General features: G+C 32.4%; 17 protein-coding genes and 2 tRNA genes. 7 read left to right on the top strand and 12 right to left on the bottom strand.

The window, feature by feature from the left end:
* Positions 1-63: 63 nt before the first annotated feature.
* The 3 genes from IEV63_RS06505 to IEV63_RS06495 all read right to left on the bottom strand — a co-directional run bounded on the left by IEV63_RS06505 (position 64) and on the right by IEV63_RS06495 (position 3,201).
* A complete protein-coding gene (locus IEV63_RS06505; RefSeq protein ID WP_188405977.1) occupies positions 64-1,413 on the bottom strand; it encodes an MBL fold metallo-hydrolase in 1,350 nt (449 codons plus the stop codon).
* A gap of 11 nt (positions 1,414-1,424) precedes the next feature.
* On the bottom strand, positions 1,425-1,694 hold the full coding sequence (locus IEV63_RS06500; RefSeq protein WP_188405976.1) for a heavy-metal-associated domain-containing protein: 270 nt from the start codon (positions 1,692-1,694) through the stop codon (positions 1,425-1,427).
* A gap of 277 nt (positions 1,695-1,971) precedes the next feature.
* Positions 1,972-3,201, bottom strand: a complete 1,230-nt coding sequence (locus IEV63_RS06495) for an aminotransferase class I/II-fold pyridoxal phosphate-dependent enzyme (protein WP_188405975.1) — start codon at positions 3,199-3,201, stop codon at positions 1,972-1,974.
* Positions 3,202-3,360: 159 nt separating this feature from the next.
* On the opposite strand from IEV63_RS06495, the gene IEV63_RS06490 reads away from it, so the two are divergent.
* The 5 genes from IEV63_RS06490 (at position 3,361) to IEV63_RS06470 (ending at position 11,691) form a co-directional block, all read left to right on the top strand.
* Positions 3,361-3,825 carry an Lrp/AsnC family transcriptional regulator gene (locus tag IEV63_RS06490; protein ID WP_188405974.1) on the top strand — a complete coding sequence of 155 codons (465 nt, stop codon included), beginning with the start codon at positions 3,361-3,363 and terminating at the stop codon, positions 3,823-3,825.
* Positions 3,826-3,947: 122 nt separating this feature from the next.
* Positions 3,948-7,247: a TonB-dependent receptor gene (locus tag IEV63_RS06485; RefSeq protein ID WP_188405973.1), complete on the top strand. Its 3,300-nt coding sequence runs from the start codon at positions 3,948-3,950 to the stop codon at positions 7,245-7,247.
* Positions 7,248-7,364: 117 nt separating this feature from the next.
* Positions 7,365-7,973, top strand: coding sequence for a hypothetical protein (locus IEV63_RS06480; RefSeq protein WP_188405972.1), 609 nt, complete (start codon positions 7,365-7,367; stop codon positions 7,971-7,973).
* The gene (locus IEV63_RS06475; RefSeq protein ID WP_308419937.1) at positions 7,973-8,539 is read left to right on the top strand and encodes a phosphatase PAP2 family protein; all 567 of its coding nucleotides are present in this window, start codon (positions 7,973-7,975) and stop codon (positions 8,537-8,539) included. Before IEV63_RS06480 ends, IEV63_RS06475 begins: the two co-directional genes overlap by 1 nt.
* Before the next feature lie 86 nt (positions 8,540-8,625).
* Positions 8,626-11,691, top strand: coding sequence for a tetratricopeptide repeat protein (locus IEV63_RS06470; RefSeq protein ID WP_188405971.1), 3,066 nt, complete (start codon positions 8,626-8,628; stop codon positions 11,689-11,691).
* On the opposite strand, the gene IEV63_RS06465 is transcribed toward IEV63_RS06470, so the two are convergent.
* Both IEV63_RS06465 and IEV63_RS06460 read right to left on the bottom strand, forming a co-directional pair.
* Positions 11,681-11,917, bottom strand: coding sequence for a hypothetical protein (locus IEV63_RS06465; RefSeq protein WP_188405970.1), 237 nt, complete (start codon positions 11,915-11,917; stop codon positions 11,681-11,683). The genes IEV63_RS06470 and IEV63_RS06465 overlap by 11 nt on opposite strands.
* A 70-nt stretch (positions 11,918-11,987) precedes the next feature.
* On the bottom strand, positions 11,988-13,457 hold the full coding sequence (locus IEV63_RS06460; protein ID WP_188405969.1) for a TonB-dependent receptor: 1,470 nt from the start codon (positions 13,455-13,457) through the stop codon (positions 11,988-11,990).
* A gap of 111 nt (positions 13,458-13,568) precedes the next feature.
* Here IEV63_RS06460 and IEV63_RS06455 point away from each other — a divergent pair, with 111 nt between their 5' ends.
* Together IEV63_RS06455 and IEV63_RS06450 are read left to right on the top strand one after the other, a co-directional pair.
* The gene (locus IEV63_RS06455; RefSeq protein ID WP_188405968.1) at positions 13,569-14,330 is read left to right on the top strand and encodes an MBL fold metallo-hydrolase; all 762 of its coding nucleotides are present in this window, start codon (positions 13,569-13,571) and stop codon (positions 14,328-14,330) included.
* Positions 14,330-14,494 (top strand): hypothetical protein, encoded by a 165-nt coding sequence (locus IEV63_RS06450; protein WP_188405967.1) that lies wholly within the window; start codon positions 14,330-14,332, stop codon positions 14,492-14,494. Before IEV63_RS06455 ends, IEV63_RS06450 begins: the two co-directional genes overlap by 1 nt.
* A gap of 13 nt (positions 14,495-14,507) precedes the next feature.
* On the opposite strand, the gene IEV63_RS06445 is transcribed toward IEV63_RS06450, so the two are convergent.
* The 7 genes from IEV63_RS06445 to IEV63_RS06415 all read right to left on the bottom strand — a co-directional run bounded on the left by IEV63_RS06445 (position 14,508) and on the right by IEV63_RS06415 (position 20,428).
* Positions 14,508-16,280: an ABC transporter ATP-binding protein gene (locus IEV63_RS06445; RefSeq protein WP_188405966.1), complete on the bottom strand. Its 1,773-nt coding sequence runs from the start codon at positions 16,278-16,280 to the stop codon at positions 14,508-14,510.
* Positions 16,273-17,028 carry a tRNA pseudouridine(38-40) synthase TruA gene (truA, locus tag IEV63_RS06440; RefSeq protein ID WP_188405965.1) on the bottom strand — a complete coding sequence of 252 codons (756 nt, stop codon included), beginning with the start codon at positions 17,026-17,028 and terminating at the stop codon, positions 16,273-16,275. The genes IEV63_RS06445 and truA overlap by 8 nt, the downstream gene beginning before the upstream one ends.
* Before the next feature lie 53 nt (positions 17,029-17,081).
* The gene (locus IEV63_RS06435) at positions 17,082-17,510 is read right to left on the bottom strand and encodes a thiol-disulfide oxidoreductase DCC family protein (RefSeq protein WP_188405964.1); all 429 of its coding nucleotides are present in this window, start codon (positions 17,508-17,510) and stop codon (positions 17,082-17,084) included.
* Positions 17,510-19,690, bottom strand: a complete 2,181-nt coding sequence (locus tag IEV63_RS06430; RefSeq protein WP_188405963.1) for an endonuclease MutS2 — start codon at positions 19,688-19,690, stop codon at positions 17,510-17,512. The genes IEV63_RS06435 and IEV63_RS06430 overlap by 1 nt, the downstream gene beginning before the upstream one ends.
* Positions 19,691-19,997: 307 nt before the next feature.
* Positions 19,998-20,249, bottom strand: a complete 252-nt coding sequence (rpsT, locus tag IEV63_RS06425; RefSeq protein WP_188405962.1) for a 30S ribosomal protein S20 — start codon at positions 20,247-20,249, stop codon at positions 19,998-20,000.
* A 16-nt stretch (positions 20,250-20,265) separates the two neighbouring features.
* Positions 20,266-20,337: transfer RNA gene (locus IEV63_RS06420), tRNA-Glu, on the bottom strand.
* A 19-nt stretch (positions 20,338-20,356) separates the two neighbouring features.
* Positions 20,357-20,428, bottom strand: a tRNA-Glu gene (locus IEV63_RS06415).
* Positions 20,429-20,467: the final 39 nt, after the last annotated feature.

The following is a 20,467-nucleotide window of genomic DNA, read 5'->3' as shown; positions in this document are numbered from 1 at the left end:
ACATAAAAAAGGCGCTAATCAGCGCCTTTTTTTTTGCAAAGAGATTTAATTATGAATTAATAATTATGAATTAAAATCTTCAATAGCTGTACTTAAATCGAACACTTTTGCATTTTCTAATTTAGCTTCAAGTATACTTGCTCCAGCCGCACTACGGTATCCACCAGCACAGTGAACTACTATCGGCTTGTCTTTAGCTATTTCTTTTGCAGAAGTACGCAAGTGATTTAATGGATGATTTAAAGATGCTTCGAACTTAACTTCATTTTTATGCTCACTTTCATTACGAATATCGATAATTTTATAATCGTTTAAATTAGATTTAAAATGCTTTAAATCTAAAGGTTCAGTTGATACTACATTAGCATTTTTACCTATACTTACAACCGCTTTAATTTGTTTTTCGTAACCAATTTTGGCAATACGACTAATGATTTCTTCAATTTCAGATATTGAATTAACCACAAGATAAAACGCTTCTTCTGGTTGAATAATGGAACCTAGCCAAGTTTCAATTTTATCTTTGCTGTCTCTTGCCATGATGTTATAACTTCCCTTAAAATGAGCTTTTTTGAATTCAGCTTGATCTCTAACATCTACAATAAGGCTATTTTTTTCAATTGTATTTATATTTAGCTTCACTACAAGATCAGAAATGCTACTTTTAAAGTTAGTGGCTCCCTTTTTATTAATATCAACATTAAAACCAAAATAACTTGGTATAAAGGGTTGGTCTTTTAAAATTTCATTTACAAACTCTTCTTGTGTTTGCTTTTTGAATGCCCAGTTTCCAACACGCTCGTTTCCTAGTGTAGAGCTGGCGGCATCACTCATGTTTTTTCCACATAAACTTCCAGCACCATGTGCAGGATACACCAACACATCATCGCTTAAATTTGTAAACTTAGTCTGTATGGTTTGGTACATGGCTTCTGCTAATTCTTGACGTTTAGCTTTCATGTTTCCTGCTTTTTCACGTAAGTCTGGTCGGCCGACATCTCCAATAAATAAAGTGTCTCCAGTAAATAAAGCTTTTGTGTCATTTTCAGAATTGGTTATATAAAAAGTAATTCCGTCTGGTGAATGGCCTGGTGTATGAATGGCTTTTACAGTTGCATTTCCAAACATAAACTCATCTCCATCATCAAAAGCTTGGTGTGGATATTCTGCACCTACCATTTTACTAACGTAAATAGTAGCATCTGTTTCTTTATGAATTTGCAAATGGCTACTTACAAAATCGGCATGTGGATGTGTTTCTAGAACACCTACAATTTCGGCATTGTTTTCTTCTGCAAATTGATAGTAGGGTAGTGGGTTTCTAGCTGGGTCTACTACTACCATTTTTTCATTACTTATTATGGCGTAAGAATAATGCGCAAGTGGCGCATCTTCAAATTGTTTAATTTTCATAGTTTAATTTTTTAATTCGACATTCTTCCTGTTGCACAACTAATAAAAGATTTTGCTTTACTTGTTATTGCATTTTTATCACCTTCAACGGGATATCCTAAGCTAAGTAAAGTTTCTCTTAAAATCGCTTCAGATGAAGCATTGGTAGTGCTAACTGTAACTTCAGCAGTTTCTGAATTTACATTTACAGCATTTACTTCATTTAAACTTAAAAGCTTTTTAGTAATGCTATTTGCACATCCACCACATTTTAAGTTTTGAACTTTAAAATTGAGTTCCATATATAATTTTTTACAAAAATATGTTTTTTAATGAAATGTAGTTGTAACATAAGTTACGCAATTGCTATTATCTAACTTATAAGTAAATTGAATAATCTTTTGTTTTAGGATACCAATAAAAAAGCGAAGTAATTAAACTTCGCTTATAACTTTATTTACACTAGAAATTTTCTTTATTACATGATTATGTGAAGCGTTTAAGAAAAATTTTATTTTTAAGCAAATTCTCTTGAGCATATCGAAAAATTGAAGTGACTGCTTAAAACATGCTTAGTTATTAGGCAGTAACTTCAATTTGTGTTTTATTATTTAATATACCACAGGCAACTAAGCATTTTTGGATTTTATTTGCTGTTCTTTTAATATCGTGGTCTAAACCTATTGAAAAACGAACCAATCCTTCAGATAATCCCATTTCCTTTTGTTCATCTTCAGGAATTTCTGAAGAAGTAGAACTTCCAGATGCAGTAAATAAAGTTTTATAAAAACCTAAGCTAACAGCTAAATAACCCACATTTTCGTATTGCATCAATTCCATAAACTGAGTAGCCTTTTCAATTGAACCTAAGTCCAATGTAAGCAGTCCACTGCATCCAAATTCAGCATTTCCAATATTTTGAAAAGTTTGATTTCCTTTGTGGCTTTGTAAGCCAGGGTAAGCACATTGTAAACCTAAGCTCTCAAAAAATCCAGCTAAATAAAGTGCGTTGGCACTATGTTTTTGCATTCGAATAGGTAGAGTCCTTAGGTTTTTTAAAATTGATGCTGCTCGTAGAGTATCCATAGTTTGCCCCAGTAACATTCCAGCACCATGGTTAACATCTTTTAGGCTTTCAATAAATTCTGAACTACCACAAACTGCTCCGCCAACTGCATCCGAACTTCCATTAATAAATTTAGTTAAACTATGAATTACAATGTCCGCACCCTGTTGTGTTGGCGAAATGCAAAGTGGAGTAAAGGTATTATCTACCACCAAGCTTAAATGGTATTGTTTAGCTAATTTAGAAAGGGCTTTAATGTCTGCAACTTCTAATAAGGGGTTGCTTAACGTTTCACAGTACAAAACTTTTGTTTGTGAAGTAATAGCAGCTTCAACAGCTTGAATATTCGTGATATCTACAAAACTGGTTTCTACTCCAAATTCAGGTAAAAAATGTTTCATAAAAGCATAAGTGCCACCATAAATAGTTCTGCTAGAAACGATATGGTTTTCTTTTTTACACAATTGCATTAAAGTAGAACTAATGGCACCCATTCCAGAAGCAAAAACTTGTGCAGCTTCGGTATTTTCTAACTTCGCTAAGGCTTCAGATAGATATTGAGTACTTGGCGAACTATGTCTAGAATACAAATAGCAACCCGCTTGTTCACCTGTAAAGGTGTCCATCATGGCTTTTGCATTCATAAAAGTATACGTTGAAGAATCTGATATGGATGGGTTTACACCACCAAACTCTCCAAAAAATTGAAGATCTTGTATTTGATTTGCAGGCTTGTGTTTCATGATTATTTTTTTATTTATTGTATCAAAAATGATTACAAATAAATTAAAATACTATTGTGTGTTATTTTATTAGTAAAATAATCTATATTAGTTTAAAAAAATAGATATATATTCTATATTGATCTAATAAAATCAATTAAATCTGAAAATATTACAATTATGAAATTAGACTCAACCGATAAATTGCTATTAGAGTTGCTTCAATCTGATGCAAAACAAAGTGTAAAAGCTTTAGCTAGTCAGGTAAATTTATCTGCTACAGCTGTTTATGAACGCATAAAGCAGTTAGAAAGAAACAAAGTTATTCAGCAATATACTATACAACTTAATACAGAAAAAATTGAAAAAGAGTTTTTGTCCTTTTGTATGATACAATTAACTAAGCATAGTCAAGCTTATTTATTGGAATTTGAAAGTAAAATAAAAGATTTAAATGAAGTATTGGAATGCTTTCACATTAGCGGTACCTACGATTACTTACTGAAAATTAGAGTTAAAAATATTACTGAGTATAGAAGTTTTATGGTGAATAAATTAACCGATATACCACATATAGCTAATACGCAAAGTGCTTTTAGTATAAATGAAGTTAAAAATCAAGCAGGTATTTCATTATTAACCTAAAACTAATATTAACTGAAATTATTTACATTAAAATAAAACAGTCTTGACTATTAAGTGACCTATGATGCTTGAGTTTTCATTTGATTTGTATAAAAATATATATAAACAAAAACACAATGAAAATGAAACAAATTTTACTGTTTTTTATCCTGTTATGCTCTTTTGGAGCATTTGCGCAAGGAGTTACTACATCGAGTATGCAAGGAGCTGTTAAAGACGATGCAGGAATACCTCTTATGGATGCCGAAGTGCAGGCCAAACACCTACCATCTGGAACAACTTACCAAACTACAACTAATTTTGATGGTCAATTTTACTTTCCGAATGTACGTGTTGGTGGTCCTTACCAAGTAATTGTAAGTTATATAGGTTTTGAAGACCAAAGCTACACAGACATTAATTTAGGCTTAGGACAAAGTTATAATTTAAAAGTAACCATGAAAACTGGTGGTTTATTAGATGAAGTGATAGTTTCTTCTAAACGTGGAATTTCAGATCCATCTAAAACGGGAGCTTCTACAAACTTATCGCGAAAAAAAATTGATGCTTTACCAACTATAAGTAGAAGCATTAACGATTTTACACGTTTAACTCCGCAATCTAACGGAACATCTTTTGCTGGTACTTCAAGCAGATTTAATAACTATACCATAGATGGTAATATTTACAATAATAACTTTGGTTTAGGAAGTTCTCAATTTGCTGGTGGTAACCCAGTCTCGTTAGATGCAATTGAAGAAGTGCAAGTAAATTTAGCTCCTTACGATGTAAGAACAGCTGGCTTTACAGGAGCTTCGGTTAATGCAGTTACTAAATCGGGTAACAATAATTTTAAAGGTTCTGCTTATTACTTTCTACGTAATGATCAAATGACGGGCGATTTGGTAGGAGACTTGCGTTTAAATAAAAACGATGCTAAAACTGAAATTCAAGGTTTTACAGTAGGCGGCCCAATTATTAAAGATAAATTGTTCTTTTTTGTTTCTTATGAAGAAGAAGAAGAATTGGTGCCAAGTTTTAATAAAAGAGCCTTACGACCAGGAGAAACACCAGATAACGTTTCTGTCTCTCGTGTGCCAGCAGATTTGCTACAAGATGTAAGAAACAATATGTTAGATTTATATGGTTATCAAACTGGAGCCTTCGAAGGTTACAGCTTTGCTTCAGAACAAACTCGATTTAATGCAAGACTAGATTGGAACATTAATAAAGATCATAAATTTATGGCACGTTACAATCGTTATACTGCTTTTAACGATGTACCAACTAATGGTAACTCAATTCGGTTTATCGATACACGTTACAGAAACACTTCTAGAACTGGCATTGAAGCCATGAATTTTAGAAATACCAACTATACTAATGATCGGGAAGTAACTTCTTTTGTAGGTGAATTAACATCGGTTTTAGGAAAAAATATGTCTAATCAATTAAATGTGGGTTATACATCTGTTCAAGATCCAAAACGCGGTATTCCGGGTGGACAAGCTTTTCCATTTATTGAAGTTTTAGAACCAGGACCAGCAGGTGACCCATTGTATTATTTTTCTTTAGGAAATGAATTATTTTCGGTTGGAAATTTACTAGAAAATGATATTTTTAATATAACGAACGATTTTTCGTACTTCTATAAAGAACATAAATTTACCGCTGGTGTAAATTTTGAACGAATGACTTTCGATAATGCATTTAATCCTGTTTTTAATGGCTTTTATCGTTTCAATACATACCAAGCTTTTGAAGATGCTATTATTAACCGAATTCCAGGTGCTTTACCTGATGCATTTGCAAGAAGTTATGCCTTAGATGGTTCAACTACACCACCTACCGACCAAACTATTTTTAATCAACTTGGTCTATATTTACAAGATGAATGGCAAGTAAACGATAACCTAAAGTTAACTGCTGGTTTACGTGTAGACTTACCTTTTTACGACACGCCAATTCCAAGTAATCAATTGTTAAACAATTTAGTTGAAGCAAGAAGAACACCAGGAAATTCAGCATTTATTTCAGAAAATTGGGGCTTTCAAGATTTAGATGGTAATACGTTTACTCCAGATGTAAGCCAGTTCCCAGATGTAAATCCGTTGTGGTCTCCAAGAGTTGGTTTCAACTGGGATGTTAATGGAGATGGAACAACTCAAGTACGTGGCGGAACAGGTGTTTTTTCTGGTAGATTGCCTTTTGTATGGTTATCTAACCAAGTAAATGGTTCGGGTGTTGTACGTGGAGGTTTAGGCTTTGAAGGCGAAGAAGTAGCTAATTCAGGTATTTTTGATTCAAACTGGCAATTCGATCCTGACGTAACTTTCGGTAATCCTGAAAATCCTGAACAAACTTTATCAAATGAGTTAAATCTAACCGATAAAAATTTCAAACTTCCACAAGTATGGAGATCTAACTTAGCTGTAGATCAACAATTACCTTACGGAATTGTAGGTACCTTAGAATTTATTTATTCGAAAGATGTTACCACACCTATAGCTTATAATGCAGTTTTGAGAGAACCAGACGGACTGTTAAGTGGTCCAGATCAGCGTCCTTATTGGGAAGGAAGCTACTCCAACGACGACCAGTTTAGAAATGTTTTCTTGTTAACCAATGCTAATAAAAAAGCAGACTACTATTCCCTTACAGCTCAATTCTCTAAGGAATTCGATAATGGTTTTTCTGCTTTTGCGGCTTATACACATTCTCGCTCTCGCGATTTAGATGCATCTGGTGGTAGCCAAGCACAATCGCTTTGGGCAAGTACAGTAAAAGAAGATCGAAATAATCCAGAATTAAGCTACTCTGCTTTCGATGTGCCACATCGTGTTATTGGTAATGTAGCTTATCAAACCGAAAACACAACAATTTCTGTATTTTATCAAGGAAGCAACGCAGGAAGGTTTAGTTATACGTATTCGGGTAATTTTGGAGACTCGTCTAATCGTTTAATGTACATTCCTAATAGCGCATCAGAGTTAAATTTTGAAGCTTACAATGCTGGAGATCGAGTTATTTCTGCTTCAGAACAAGCAGCAGCTTTAGATAACTACATTAATCAAGACGATTATTTAAGCGAAAATAGAGGAAGTATTGCAGAGCGAAATGCTGCATTAAGACCTTGGTTACATCGTTTTGATTTGCGTTTAACTCAAGACGTGGCGTTAACCAACGATAATAAAAACAAAATTCAATTTTCTTTAGATTTCTTGAATTTTGGTAATTTATTGAATTCAGATTGGGGAGTACCAGAATTTGCAAATCAAACCAATTTGTTAAATTTCCGTGGAAGAAATGCCCAAGGTGAACCAGTGTATAGAATGAATACGGTTTCTGGAACATCAGAATTACCAACTGAAACGTTTAGAAATACCAATAGTATTGGCGATACTTGGAGATTACAGTTAGGGGTTCGTTATACCTTTAATTAATTCTCATTACTCATGTATTTAAAAAGCCTCTATTTATAGGGGCTTTTTTATTTGCTATTATACACAACAAATATTTTTTGTTTCTTTGCTGCCTAATATTTAACAACAAAATTCAATATGCGTAATTTACTACCCACCTTTTTACGTTTTCCTATTTATGCTTTAGTTTTATTTTTTGCGACTTACATGATTAAATTAGATTTTATGACTGGTGAGTTTAAAGAAGATTCTTTTACAGAGCGAACGCAAGAAATATTCTTGCTTATAGGTGTTCTTTTTTTAGCTTTTACAAGTATAAAATTCGAAGCTTTTCGTTACTTTAATGCTGTTTTAAGCTTGTTTTTTTTAACGCATTTAATTCGAGAATTAGATTCAATTTTAGACGGTTTCTTCGATGGCTTATGGCAAATTCTTGCGTTTAGTGTTGTAGCTATTGCTATTATAATTTTATTAAAACACGGAAAACCTTTTTGGAAACAAGTTGCAGAAATTCAACATCAGTTTGCATTTGGAGTTTTTACGGTAGGTTTGTTTACTCTACATGTTTTTTCTCGCCTCTATGGAAAAGGAACCAATTGGGAAAATTTAATGGGAGATGGCTTTTTTAGAACTATTAAAGATGCATCAGAAGAAAGCATAGAGCTTTTAGGTTATAGCATAATACTAATTTCTATAGGCGAATTTTATTACCTTAGTAAAAAACAAAATTCAATTAAACAATCTTAATGTTGTTAGACCAATTCATAGAATGGGATACCCAATTATTCTTATACCTAAATAATTTAGGCAGTAGAGAATGGGATTGGTTTTGGATTATCATTACAGAAAAATGGACATCAATTCCTTTATACCTTTTTTTACTTTTTGTAATTTATAAAAAATACAATTTAAAAAGTCTTGGTATTACTTTACTTATTGCACTAATTTTAGTTGCCTTAAACGATCAATTAGCTGGGTTCTTTAAGTATTTTTTCGAACGTCCAAGACCCTGCAACGAAGATTTCATGGAATTTGCTCGTTTTTCTGCTAAACGCTGCGGCAACTTTGGTTTTTATTCTGCTCACGCATCTAGTAGCATGGCTATAGCAATTTTTATAAGCCGTGTATTAAAACCGGTTTATCCAAAAATTATATACTGGTTGTTACTTTGGTCTTTTGTTATAACTTATAGCCGTATTTATATAGGTGTGCATTATCCAGGCGATATTTTAGTTGGCTTTACAATGGGTTTTATGTTTGGTAATTTTGGTTTTTATTTATACCAAAAATTTCAAAAAAAATACAACCAATAGTAAATTTACTCATACAATTATTCTGTTTTTTTACGTTTACATCTATAGATATATTTCTATCTTTGGCTAGTTTAAAACAAACCTATATGCGCAATTTTGTAGTTTTTCTATTTCTTTTAATAATTCCTTTTAATCTTATTTTTGCTCAACAATCTGAAGCACATCTTAACCTTATTAGTACTTTTCAAGGTGCCTTAGATCTATACCAAAAACAGCAGTATGTACCTGCACAAAAATTATTTAGCGATGTAAAGGAAACCACAAATCAAACTCAGTTAAAAACCAATGCAGCATTTTACGAGATAAGTGCAGCACTTAAATTAAATCAATCCAATGCAGCTATAGCAATGGAAGGTTTTATTCGGAACAACCCCAATAGTAATAAACGCAATGAAGCCGCTTTTTTGGTTGGAAATTATTATTTCGATATAGCTAATTTTGCACAGTCTAGAAGATGGTTTAACCAGGTTGACGCTTATAACTTAGATAAAGGTTTACAATCTGAATATTATTTTAAATTTGCTTATGCATCTTTTAAAAGCGATGACTTTAAAAGAGCAAACACCTATTTTAATAGGGTTAAAAATGATACAGAATTTGGTTCACAGGCCAAATACTATCTCGGTTATATTGCCTACGCAGAAAACGATTACCGAAAAGCAAAAGAATTATTTAGTGAAGTAGAAGCAGACCCGAACTTTAAACAAGATATGGCTTATTTTAAAAGTGATATGAACTTTAAAGCTGGAAATTTTGAAGAAGCCATTGCTTCAGCAAAAGAAAAATTAAAAAAAGCCAATTACCAAGAGCAATCTCAATTAAACAAAATTATTGGTGAAAGTTATTTCAATCTTGAAGAGTATCAAGAAGCTGTTCCTTATTTAGAAGCTTACGAAGGCGAACGTGGAAAATGGAGTAATGTAGACCATTACCAACTAGGTTATGCTTATTTTATGCAAGAAGATTATCAAAAGGCAGCTTCAGAATTTAATAAAATAATTGGTGGTAAAGATGAAGTTGCCCAAAAAGCATATTATCATTTAGCACAATCATATTTAAAAAACGATGCTAAATCTGAAGCCTTGAATGCTTTTAAAAATGTTTCTGAACTCGATTTTAATTTAGAAATACAAGAAGATGCATTTTTAAATTATGCAAAATTGAGTTACGAGTTAGGAAATGTTTACACAAGTGTTCCCGAAGTATTGACTCAATTTTTAGAAAAGTATCCCACTTCAAATCAAGCTGACGAAGTTGGAAGCTTATTGATTGGAGCCTATCTGGCCGAAAAAAACTATCCTAAAGCTTTGCTTCTTTTAGAAGGAAGTAAAAATTATGATGATAAAAAACAATATCAAAAAGTAACCTACAGCTATGCAATCGAACTATTTAACGAAAATAAGCTTAGTGAAGCTAAAACGTATTTAAAAAAATCAATTAATCAGCCACACGATAAGAAAATATTAGCTAAAACACAATTTTGGATAGCCGAAATTGATTATTTGCAAGGAAGTTATACAGATGCTATTGTTGGTTTTAAGCAATTTTCTAATTCAGTTTTAGCCAAATCTACTGCCGAATATGAAGATGTAAATTATAATTTAGGATATGCCTATTTTAAAAATAAAAATTACGAACAAGCACAAACTTACTTTAATTTTTTTGCATCTGCTGCTAAAGATAAAGCTTTGCAACACGATGCTTATGTTCGTTTAGGCGATGTACATTTTGCATCGGGGAACTACTGGCCAGCCATGGAAGCTTACAATAAAGCTTTGGCTATGCAAGGTTTTAATAACGATTATGCATTTTTTCAAAAAGCAATTAGTTATGGTTTTGTAGACCGTAATAACCGAAAAATAGATGACCTCAGTAATTTTTTAATACAGTTTACATCATCACCATACCGCGATAATGCACTTTACGAATTAGCAAATACTTACAGTGCAGAAAACAATCAACCTCAAGCCTTAAATGCATATCAAAAAATTATAGATGAGCATCCTAATTCTGTTTTAAAACCAAGAGCCTTATCAAAAAAAGGGTTAATTTTTTACAATGCTAATCAAAACGAAAAGGCCTTAAATACTTTGAAGCAATTAGTGGCCAATTATCCTAATTCAGAACAAGCAGCACAAGCCGTAAATACTGTTAGATTAATTTATATAGACCAAGGTAAACCTGAAACTTATGCAGCTTGGGTAAATAATTTGGACTTTGTAGATCTTGCCGATTCCGATGTTGATAATGCAACATTCGAATCTGCTGAAAAACCATTTCTTTCTGGAAACAACCAAAAAGCTATACTAGGATTTAAAAAGTATATTAACCAATTCCCCAAAGGGATACATAGTTTAAAGGCAAATTTTTATTTAGCTCAATTGCTATACAATCAAGGCGATAAACAAGAAAGTTTAGCTTACTTTAAAGAAGTAATTGAAGCTTCAACATCAGAATTTACTGAAACGGCCCTTTCAAGATCAGCACAAGTATATTTAGAAGAAGAAAATTACACAGAAGCCATTCCTATACTGAAGCAGTTGGAGACTAAAGCCCAATTTACACAAAATGTTGTTTTTGCCGTATCCAACTTAATGAAAGCCTACTACCATACCGAAAATTTTGAAGAAACTATAACTTATGCCAGTAAGGTAAAAGATTTAAAATCGGTTGAAGAACGCGCTGTAAACGATGCTTATTTGTTTTCTGCAAGAGCTTACATGAAAATCGATCGAGAAAATGAAGCCGAGGAAGCTTATGCCATAGTACAAGAAAGTGCAACAGGTAAATTAGCTGCAGAAGCCATTTATTATGATGCCTATTTTAAACATCGAAAAGGCGAATTTCAAGCTTCAACTGAAGCAGTTAAAAAACTAACCAAAAATTATTCAAGATTTAAAGAATTTGGCTTTAAAGGCTTGATCATTATGGCAAAAAATTATTATGCCTTAGATGATGCTTTTAATGCCACCTATATATTAGAAAGCTTAGAAAAAAGCGCCACAGCTTATCCAGAAATTTTAACCGAAGTTAAGGCTGAACTTTATACCATGAAACAAGAAATTGCTCAAAAAAATTCTTCGGTAGAAGTGGAAGCAACCCAAGAAACAGACTCTACTAAAACAAAGTCTAATCGAGTAATTAAATTTTAATAAACTTAAATGCCCACCATTTCATGTGGTAAGTAGTTTGGTTTTGAGACTTTATGGTTTTCATTCTAGGCGATAGTATAATTGCTATTATTGCTGCTATTCCCATATGAATTTTGGTTATTTCTTCGAATACAAATTGAAAAACAATCCATAAAATTGCTGCAAAAATTAAGATAACTAAGTATCTAAAGCCGATTGCGCTCCACAGGTTTGTAAAAATCTTCATTTATTTAGTTCTTAATAACAAAAAAACTCAGTGCTTCAAAGCCTGAGTTTTTTAATAATTTTTTCTATTTTTAATGGTCTAATTGAAAACCAATTTTTTCTGGACGTTGGTATTCTCTTTTAAATAAACCTTGACTCTTAATCATTGCAACCGTTTTTTCTGGAAGCATTTCTTCCCAGCCTTCATCTTCATTAGCTATCATGGCTAAAACTTGTCTAGAAAAAATACCAAGCACATCTGGATCAAAATCTTCAATATCAACTACTCGACCATTAATTTTGAAGAATTTGTACAATTCCTTCATACGTGGGTGCACTTTTAAGTTATCTGAAGTAATAACTTTTCCAGTGCTAGGACTCTTGTAAGGATATAAATAAACCCTTAAATCTTTGAAAAACAATTTACCAAAAGCTTCTAAAATTCCACCGCTTAAGTGTCGGTAGTATTTCTCATCAAAAATATCGATGAGGTTATTAACGCCCATGGCCAATCCCATTCGTTCTTTGGTATAGTTTGAAAAATATTCTACCAATTTGTAATATTCTTGAAAATTTGAAATCATTACCGTATGGCCTAAAGAACAGAGTAATTTAGCTCTGTCCATAAAATCTTCTTCATTAATTTCGCCTTCTGAGCGTAGATTAGATAAGGTAATTTCAAAAACAACTTCAATATTTTCTTTTTTAACTTTTCGTTCTTTAGCAAATAAAGCAATTGATTTCTCGTAAATATCTTCATTTACCTTAGTTACGGGTCTAAAACTTCCCCGCAATGCTAAAATATTTTTTTTGTATAAAACTTTTGCAGGTAAAACGTTGTTTGCATTCGAATCGAACATAACGGCATCAGTCATGCCATTTTTTACCAATTGCAAACTCATAAGCCTATTGTCTACATCTTTAAAAGCGGGACCTGAAAAGTTAATGGTATCAATTTCAATTTGGTCTTTATCAATGTGGTCGTATAAATTTAATAAAATTTGTTTAGCATCATTATAAGCATAAAATGCACCATAAATTAAATTTGTACCTAAAATACCTAATGTATTTTGTTGTAATCTAGCGTCGTTTTCTTTAAAACGAATGTGCAGGACAATTTTGTTGTATTCAGCATCTGGCTTTAATTGATATTTAATGCCAACCCATCCGTGGCCTTTGTAGCGTTTTGCAAAATCGATAGTTGCTACTGTATTGGCGTAAGTAAAAAACAATTTGTTGGGATGTTTTTCACGTACAATTCTGTCTTCTATTAAGTTCGTTTCATGATCTAACATTTTATGAAGTCGACTTTCGGTAACATACCGCTTATCGTCTTCAACTCCATAAATTGCATCACTAAAATCTTTATCGTATGCACTCATGGTTTTTGCAATTGTTCCAGAAGAACCACCAGCTCTAAAGAAATTTCTTACGGTTTCCTGGCCTGCACCAATCTCTGCAAAGGTTCCATAAATGTTCTTGTTTAAGTTTATGCGCAGCGATTTGTTTTTTATTGAAGGTACTCTTTCAAAATCCTGATCTCCCATTATTTTTATAGGCATGAAACTCCGTATTTATAAGTTAATATTATTTAACTAGTGTTTACTACAAAGGTAGGGAATAAGCTTTTTAAATGAAATTATATTAACTACTTTTGTGTTAAAACTAAGGATTTGAAAATAACATTTTTAGGTACTGGAACATCGCAAGGTATTCCCATTATTGGAAGTGACCACCCCGTTTGTTTGAGTACTAATCCTAAGGACAAAAGGCTACGTGTGTCTTTATTGCTAGAGTGGGAAAATTTTGTATATGTAATTGATTGTGGTCCCGATTTTAGACAACAAATGATTGCCAATAATGTAAAAAAGATAGATGGTATTTTATTTACACACGAACATAACGACCACGTGGTTGGTTTAGACGATGTGAGACCATTTTATTTTCGGCAAGGTGATATTTCGGTTTTTGCTCACAAGCGTGTTTTAAAGGAATTAAAAAAACGATTTGAATATATTTTTGAAATTGAAAACAAGTATCCAGGAGCACCAACTTTAGATGAGAACATTTTAACAGACGAAGTGTTTAAGCTTGGTAATAAAAAGGTAGTACCTGTAAATGTATATCATCCTAAATTACAAGTATACGGATTCCGATTTGGTGATTTTGCTTATGTAACTGATGCTAAAATAATTCCTGAAGCAGAAATTGCAAAATTAAAAGGAGTTAAAATTTTAGTATTAAATGCGCTTCGAAAAGAAGAGCATCGTTCGCATTTAAATTTAAACCAAGCTATTGAAGTTTCACAAAAAATAGGAGCTAAGCAAACTTATTTTACACATATTAGTCATCATATGGGTTTTCATGATGAAGTACAAAAAGAACTACCAGAAAACTTTTTTTTAGCCTACGATAACTTAAGTCTTGAAGTATAATGAAATGTAAATTCTACTTATTTGGTTTTGTTTTTAGTGCATTAATAGCGCTAATGATTTTCTTTAATTCTAAAAAAGGATTAGAAAAACAAGCAGAAGAAATTAAACAACTTGAAACAAAAATTGAATTGCTTGAACAACAACTAAGCGCAAAAAAAAGCTAAAGAAAAATACTTTCTAATTAGCTAATTCCTTATCTTTAAATTGAGCTTCGTAAAGATTTTTATAGTTTCCGTTAACGTTTTTTAGCAACTCATCATGGGTTCCTAATTCAACAATTTTTCCAGCATCCATTACTACAATTTTGTCGGCATTTTTAATAGTTGCTAATCGGTGAGCAATAACAATCGAAGTTCTTCCTTTGGTAATTTTGTCTGTTGCATTTTGAATTAATTGTTCAGAATACGAATCGATAGACGATGTAGCCTCATCTAAAACCAAAATACTGGGTTTATTAACATAAGCTCTTAAAAAAGCAATTAGTTGGCGTTGACCTGAAGATAGCATAGCACCGCGTTCTTTTACATTGTAATCGAATCCACCTGGTAAGGTTTCAATAAATTCGGCCACCCCAATTTCTTCGGCAGCTAGCATTACTTCTTCTCTTGTAATTTCTTTTTTTTGAAGCGTAATATTATTCAAAATACTATCTGCAAATAAAAATACATCTTGTAGTACTACCGAAATTTCTTTTCGTAAAGATGCCAATTCATAATCTTTAATATCAGTGCCATCAAGTGTAATTCTACCAGAATTTATTTCATAAAAACGAGAAAGTAGATTAATGATAGTGCTTTTTCCAGCGCCAGTTGCGCCAACAATAGCAATCGTTTCGCCTGCATTTACTTTTAAATTTATTCCTTTAATTACATCTTCATTAGTGTTGTAACCAAAAACCACATTTTCAAAACGGAGTTGTCCTTTAACATTGTTGGCTATCAACTTTCCTTCATTTTTAATAAAGGAATCGGTATCTAAAATTCCAAAAACACGATTGGCAGCAACCATTCCCATTTGTAATGAATTAAATTTGTCGGCAATTTGTCGAAGCGGTCTAAACAATTGTTGTGTGTATTCTATAAACATAACCACCAAACCAATACTTAAAGCTTCGTTGCCAATAATCCGCATTCCGCCATACCAAACCAGTAAACCAATAGCTATCGAAGTTACCATTTCTACAAAAGCAAAATAAATTGAATTATACCAAACGGTTTTAATCCAACCTTTTTTATGCTCTTCGTTTATTTGTTTAAAATCTTTAAATTCTTTGTCTTCTCTGTTAAAAATCTGAACGATTTTCATTCCTGTTATTCGCTCTTGTACAAACGAATTGAGATTAGCAACTTGATTACGCACAATCTCGAAAGCGCCTTTCATTTTACGTTGAAAAATTCGAGTTGCAATGATGATTAATGGAAAAAGTGCTAATACAATTAGGGTTAATTCCCAAGACTGATAAAATAGAAAACCAAGAATAGCACCCATTTTTAAAATATCGCTCATAATCATAAATAAGCCTTGGCTAAAAATACTAGCAATGGTCTCAATATCTCCAACGGCACGCGTTACCAATCTTCCAATGGAAGAAGTGTCGAAATATTTTTTTTTGAAGTTGAGAATTTTCTTAAAAAGTTGTACCCGAATATCTCGAATTACTTCTTGTCCTAACCAATTGGCGTAGTAAATAAAACTAAGTTGAAATACAACTTCAGCGACTAAAGCAGCTAAAGTCCAAGAGAGTAATTCTATTAAAAATCCATAATCTTTTGCCGTAATGGCATCATCGATAATCAGTTTTAATAAGTAAGGACGAACCAAACCTACAATGCTTAATGCAATAGCTGCAAAAACTACATAAACAAAGGTAAGCTTATAAGGTTTTGTAGAATGTAAAAGACGTTTAAACAAATTAAAGTCAAACGCATTTCCTGTTTTTGTTTTACTCATGCGGCATTAATTCTTTTGGATATTGTATGTAATTTAAGCACAGAGCTTTAGCTGGAACCGATTTTCCAGCCTTAGCACGTTCTTTACTTTCGATTATTTTTTTAAAATCTGAAATACTTATTTTTTTTAACCCCACATCAATTAAAGTTCCAACAATGGCACGAACCATATTTCTTAAAAATCGATTTGCAGAAATATTGAATTCTAAAACCCCATTGTCTAGCTCTTTCCAATTTGCGTAGTAAATCTCACAATTATAGGTATAAACTTGTGTTTTTACCTTGCTAAAAGCCTTAAAGTTACGGTAATTTTTAAGTTCTTTAGCAGCTAGATTCATTAATTTTATATCTACTTTTCGTTTTACGTAATAAGCTTGGTCGATTAAAAATGGATTTTTTTCTTGAGTTAGCCAATATGAATAGCTTCGACTAATGGCCGAAAATCGAGCATGGGCATCTTCTGAAACTGGCCAGCAATTATGAATTGCAATATCTTTTGGGAGTAAAGTGTTGAGTTTAAAAATAAATTGCTGCATGTTTCCTATTGATGTTGTACAAGTAAAATGAGCAATGTAATTTTTAGCATGAACGCCAGTATCGGTTCTTCCTGAACCCACCAATTCAACTTTTTCTTGAAGCGCTACATTAATTTTTTCGTTTAATGTTTCTTGTATGCTAGCTTGGTCTGGTTGAATTTGCCATCCACAGTAGTTTTTACCAAAATAAGAAAGTTGAATAAAATATTTCAAATTCAATTTTTTGCAAAGATAGGTTTCTTTCAGTTTGTAAGAGCGGCGAAATCTTAGGTATCTAAAAATCGATCCTGCTCTTCTGGGCTTGGCATGGGGCAAGCATCCATTTTTCCAAACCAATCGTAGCGGTTTTTAGCTACAAAATCGTAAAACCAATTTCTAAATCCTTCAGGTAAATACAGAAAAACACTTAGTATAGGCCATAAGCCTGTAAGTTTTTTAGTAATTTCCAGAGCTGCAGTAGATTTGATGTAATAGGCATTCCCTGGGTCAATTAAAATTATAGAATCTACCTTTTCTGTATCTATACCACGTTCTTTAGTCATTTTTTGTCCTAATTGGCTTTGTAAGGAAGCAAAATAAAACAAATTATGTTGGTCTCTTTTCATAATAAATCGAATGGAATCGTTGCAAAAATGGCAAACACCATCAAATAAGATGAGCATTTTTCCTTCAGGTAATTTTTTTTCGTCGTTCATTATTTTGCTCGTTTTACCAACTCTAATTGTTCTTCTGAAACGCTGGTTGTAAATGCCCCGTAATTTACAACTACTTTATTTTTTTCAAATTTATTGATGGTGCCTACAGCTTTTCCATCTACCATTCGCACACTATCGTTTAGTTTCAATTTTACTTTTGGCTTTTGTTCTTGTAGTTTTTCTTTTTCGGCTTTCTTTTCTTTTTCAACTTTCTTTTTTTCTCTAATTTTTTCAACTTTTTTTGAAAGCTCTTGTTTTACACGATGCTCTTCTCGTTTTTTACGCTGTTGTTCTTTTTTGGTTTCTTTTATACGTTTAGAATTTTCCTTTTCAATTACCTTTAAAAAGTCGCTAATGAGTTGTTTTTTGTTTTTAGAGTTGAAATACTTTTCGCCTATGCTATTAATTTTCTCTCCTAAATTAATCATTCGTTGATTGGAATCGTACAATTCTTGATACTTTTCTAATTTATCTTGAATTCTTGCATTAATTTCGTCAAACTTTTCTTGTTCTTCTGCAGCTTCTTGTTTTTTGTTTTGGAGCTCACTATTGGTTTTAGCCAATTTTGAGCGTTCCATTTGTAATTTAGCAATGCTTTTGTCAAATCGAATTTTACCGCGTTCCACTTTCTTTTTGGAACGGTTGATTAGGCTATATGGAATACCATTTTTTTGTGCAACTTCAAAAGTAAACGAACTTCCTGCTTCACCTAGTTTTAATTTAAATATCGGTTCTAGCGAATGGGCATCAAACATCATATTAGCATTTACGATTTCTTTGTTTTCATTCGCCATCATTTTCAAATTAGCGTAGTGAGTAGTAATAATTCCAAAGGATTGTTTTTCGTAGAAAACTTCTAAAAAAGTTTCAGCTAAAGCACCTCCCAATTCAGGGTCGGTTCCTGTGCCGAATTCATCGATTAAAAACAAGGTGTTTTCATCGCACTTTTTTAAGAATTTGCGCATGTTTTTTAAACGATAACTATAGGTGCTTAAATGATTTTCAATACTTTGATTATCGCCAATATCGGTTAAAATTTTATCGAAAAAAGTAAGCCTTGAATATTCGTGTACCGGAACTAACATCCCGGTGTGCAGCATTAATTGCACTAAGCCAACTGTTTTTAAAGTGATGCTTTTTCCTCCTGCATTTGGGCCAGAAATTACAATAATTTGATTGTCCTTATCCAAACGAATATCTTGCGGATAGGTTTTGGTGTTTTTTTTGTTGTTATCGATAAGTAACAATGGGTGAAAAGCATCTTTTAAGTAAATTTCTTTATCCTTAGTTAGCTTAGGTAGAATCCCATTGTATAATTCAGCATATTTTACTTTAGCAGAAATTAAATCAATCTCACTTAAAAATTTTTGGTAATCGTTAAGTGCATTTACAAAAGGACGTAGAGCATCGGTTAAAGCCAATAAAATACGTTGAATTTCTTCGTGTTCTTCGTATTGTAAATTGTTGAATTCCGTATCATAATGCTGTGTTTCTTCTGGTTGAATGTAAACAATGCTTCCTGTTTTAGAATGTCCTAAAACGCGGCCTTTTACTTTTCGGCGATGCATGGCAGTTACGGCTAAAACTCTAACATTTTCTACTATGCTTTCGCGAATATCGTCTAAATATCCATAACTGCTGTAGCGGCCTAAAGCACTAGCAAAACTGCTTCCGATTTTACTTTTTACACTATTTAAGTTTTTACGTATTTGTTGAAGTAATGGTGATGCTTCATTTTTAATTTCACCAAAACGATTCACAACTTCTTCAATACGTTGATGAATAAATAAAGTGTGTTCTATACTCGAAGAAGTTTGATACAACATTGGATAAACTTCTTTATATTTTTCAAAATGAAGTTGAAGCGTGGTAGCTGTAATCGATAATTCTTTTAATTTCCTGAAACTGTTGAGTTCTAAACGCGAATTTTCGATTCCTAATAAATCTAATTCTTTATCAATTTTATCGAATCCATGGTTAGGAATACGAACTTCTTGCCAGGAAGAAGATTTGTATTCTTGGGTTTGTAAAAGTGAAAAATAGGAACGTTTATGCGATATTTTAGGCACCAAAGCCAGCGCTTTTTCTTTTCCTTTTTCAGTTAAACAAAATTCAGCTAGTTGCTTACAAATTGTAGGAAACTCTAAATCTTGTAAGGTTTTTTCACTAATGTCTATCATCCATTTTTTTTGTTGGATGCAAACTTACTTAAAACAACGGATTTTTGAGCTTAACTAAATGGCAAAAAAGCCTTAAAAATAAAACCATCCTAGCCTTCAATAAAGTTTTAAATCTGTTAGTTATATCGATTTTAATATTCAGTTTTTAAACTATGCCTGTTTAAAAGCCCTATCTTTTAAAAATCAAATTTAAGGAGAATGAATCGGATATTTAGTCACGTAATAGTCTTTGTTGAAGATGTTATGGCTTTTCATCAACAAAAAAAGCCCCAATTATTGGAGCTTTTGCTGTAGATAAGATTATCAATTATAGAGCAGCTACGTGCTTCATTAATTGAGATTTTAAATTAGCAGCTTTATTGTTATGAATAATATTTTTCTTTGCTAATTTATCAATCATAGAAATAACTGTTGGAAGTTGCTTATTAGCATCGTCTTGAGTTTCAGCTTGCTTTAATTTCTTAATAGCACTACGAGTAGTTTTATGCTGATAACGATTTCTTAAGCGCTTAGCTTCGTTACTTCTTATTCTTTTTAATGCCGACTTATGATTTGCCATTTTATTTGATTTATTGTAGTCCGTAGGGGAATCGAACCCCTGTTACCAGGATGAAAACCTGGCGTCCTAACCACTAGACGAACGGACCAGTTACCGTTTATTTATTGTAGTCCGTAGGGGAATCGAACCCCTGTTACCAGGATGAAAACCTGGCGTCCTAACCACTAGACGAACGGACCATTAATTTGCGGATGCAAAAATAAGCTTTATTTCATATC

The organism is Psychroflexus salis (assembly GCF_014640175.1).
Lineage (GTDB): Bacteria > Bacteroidota > Bacteroidia > Flavobacteriales > Flavobacteriaceae > Psychroflexus > Psychroflexus salis.
This window is presented reverse-complemented; position numbering and strand designations above follow the sequence as displayed.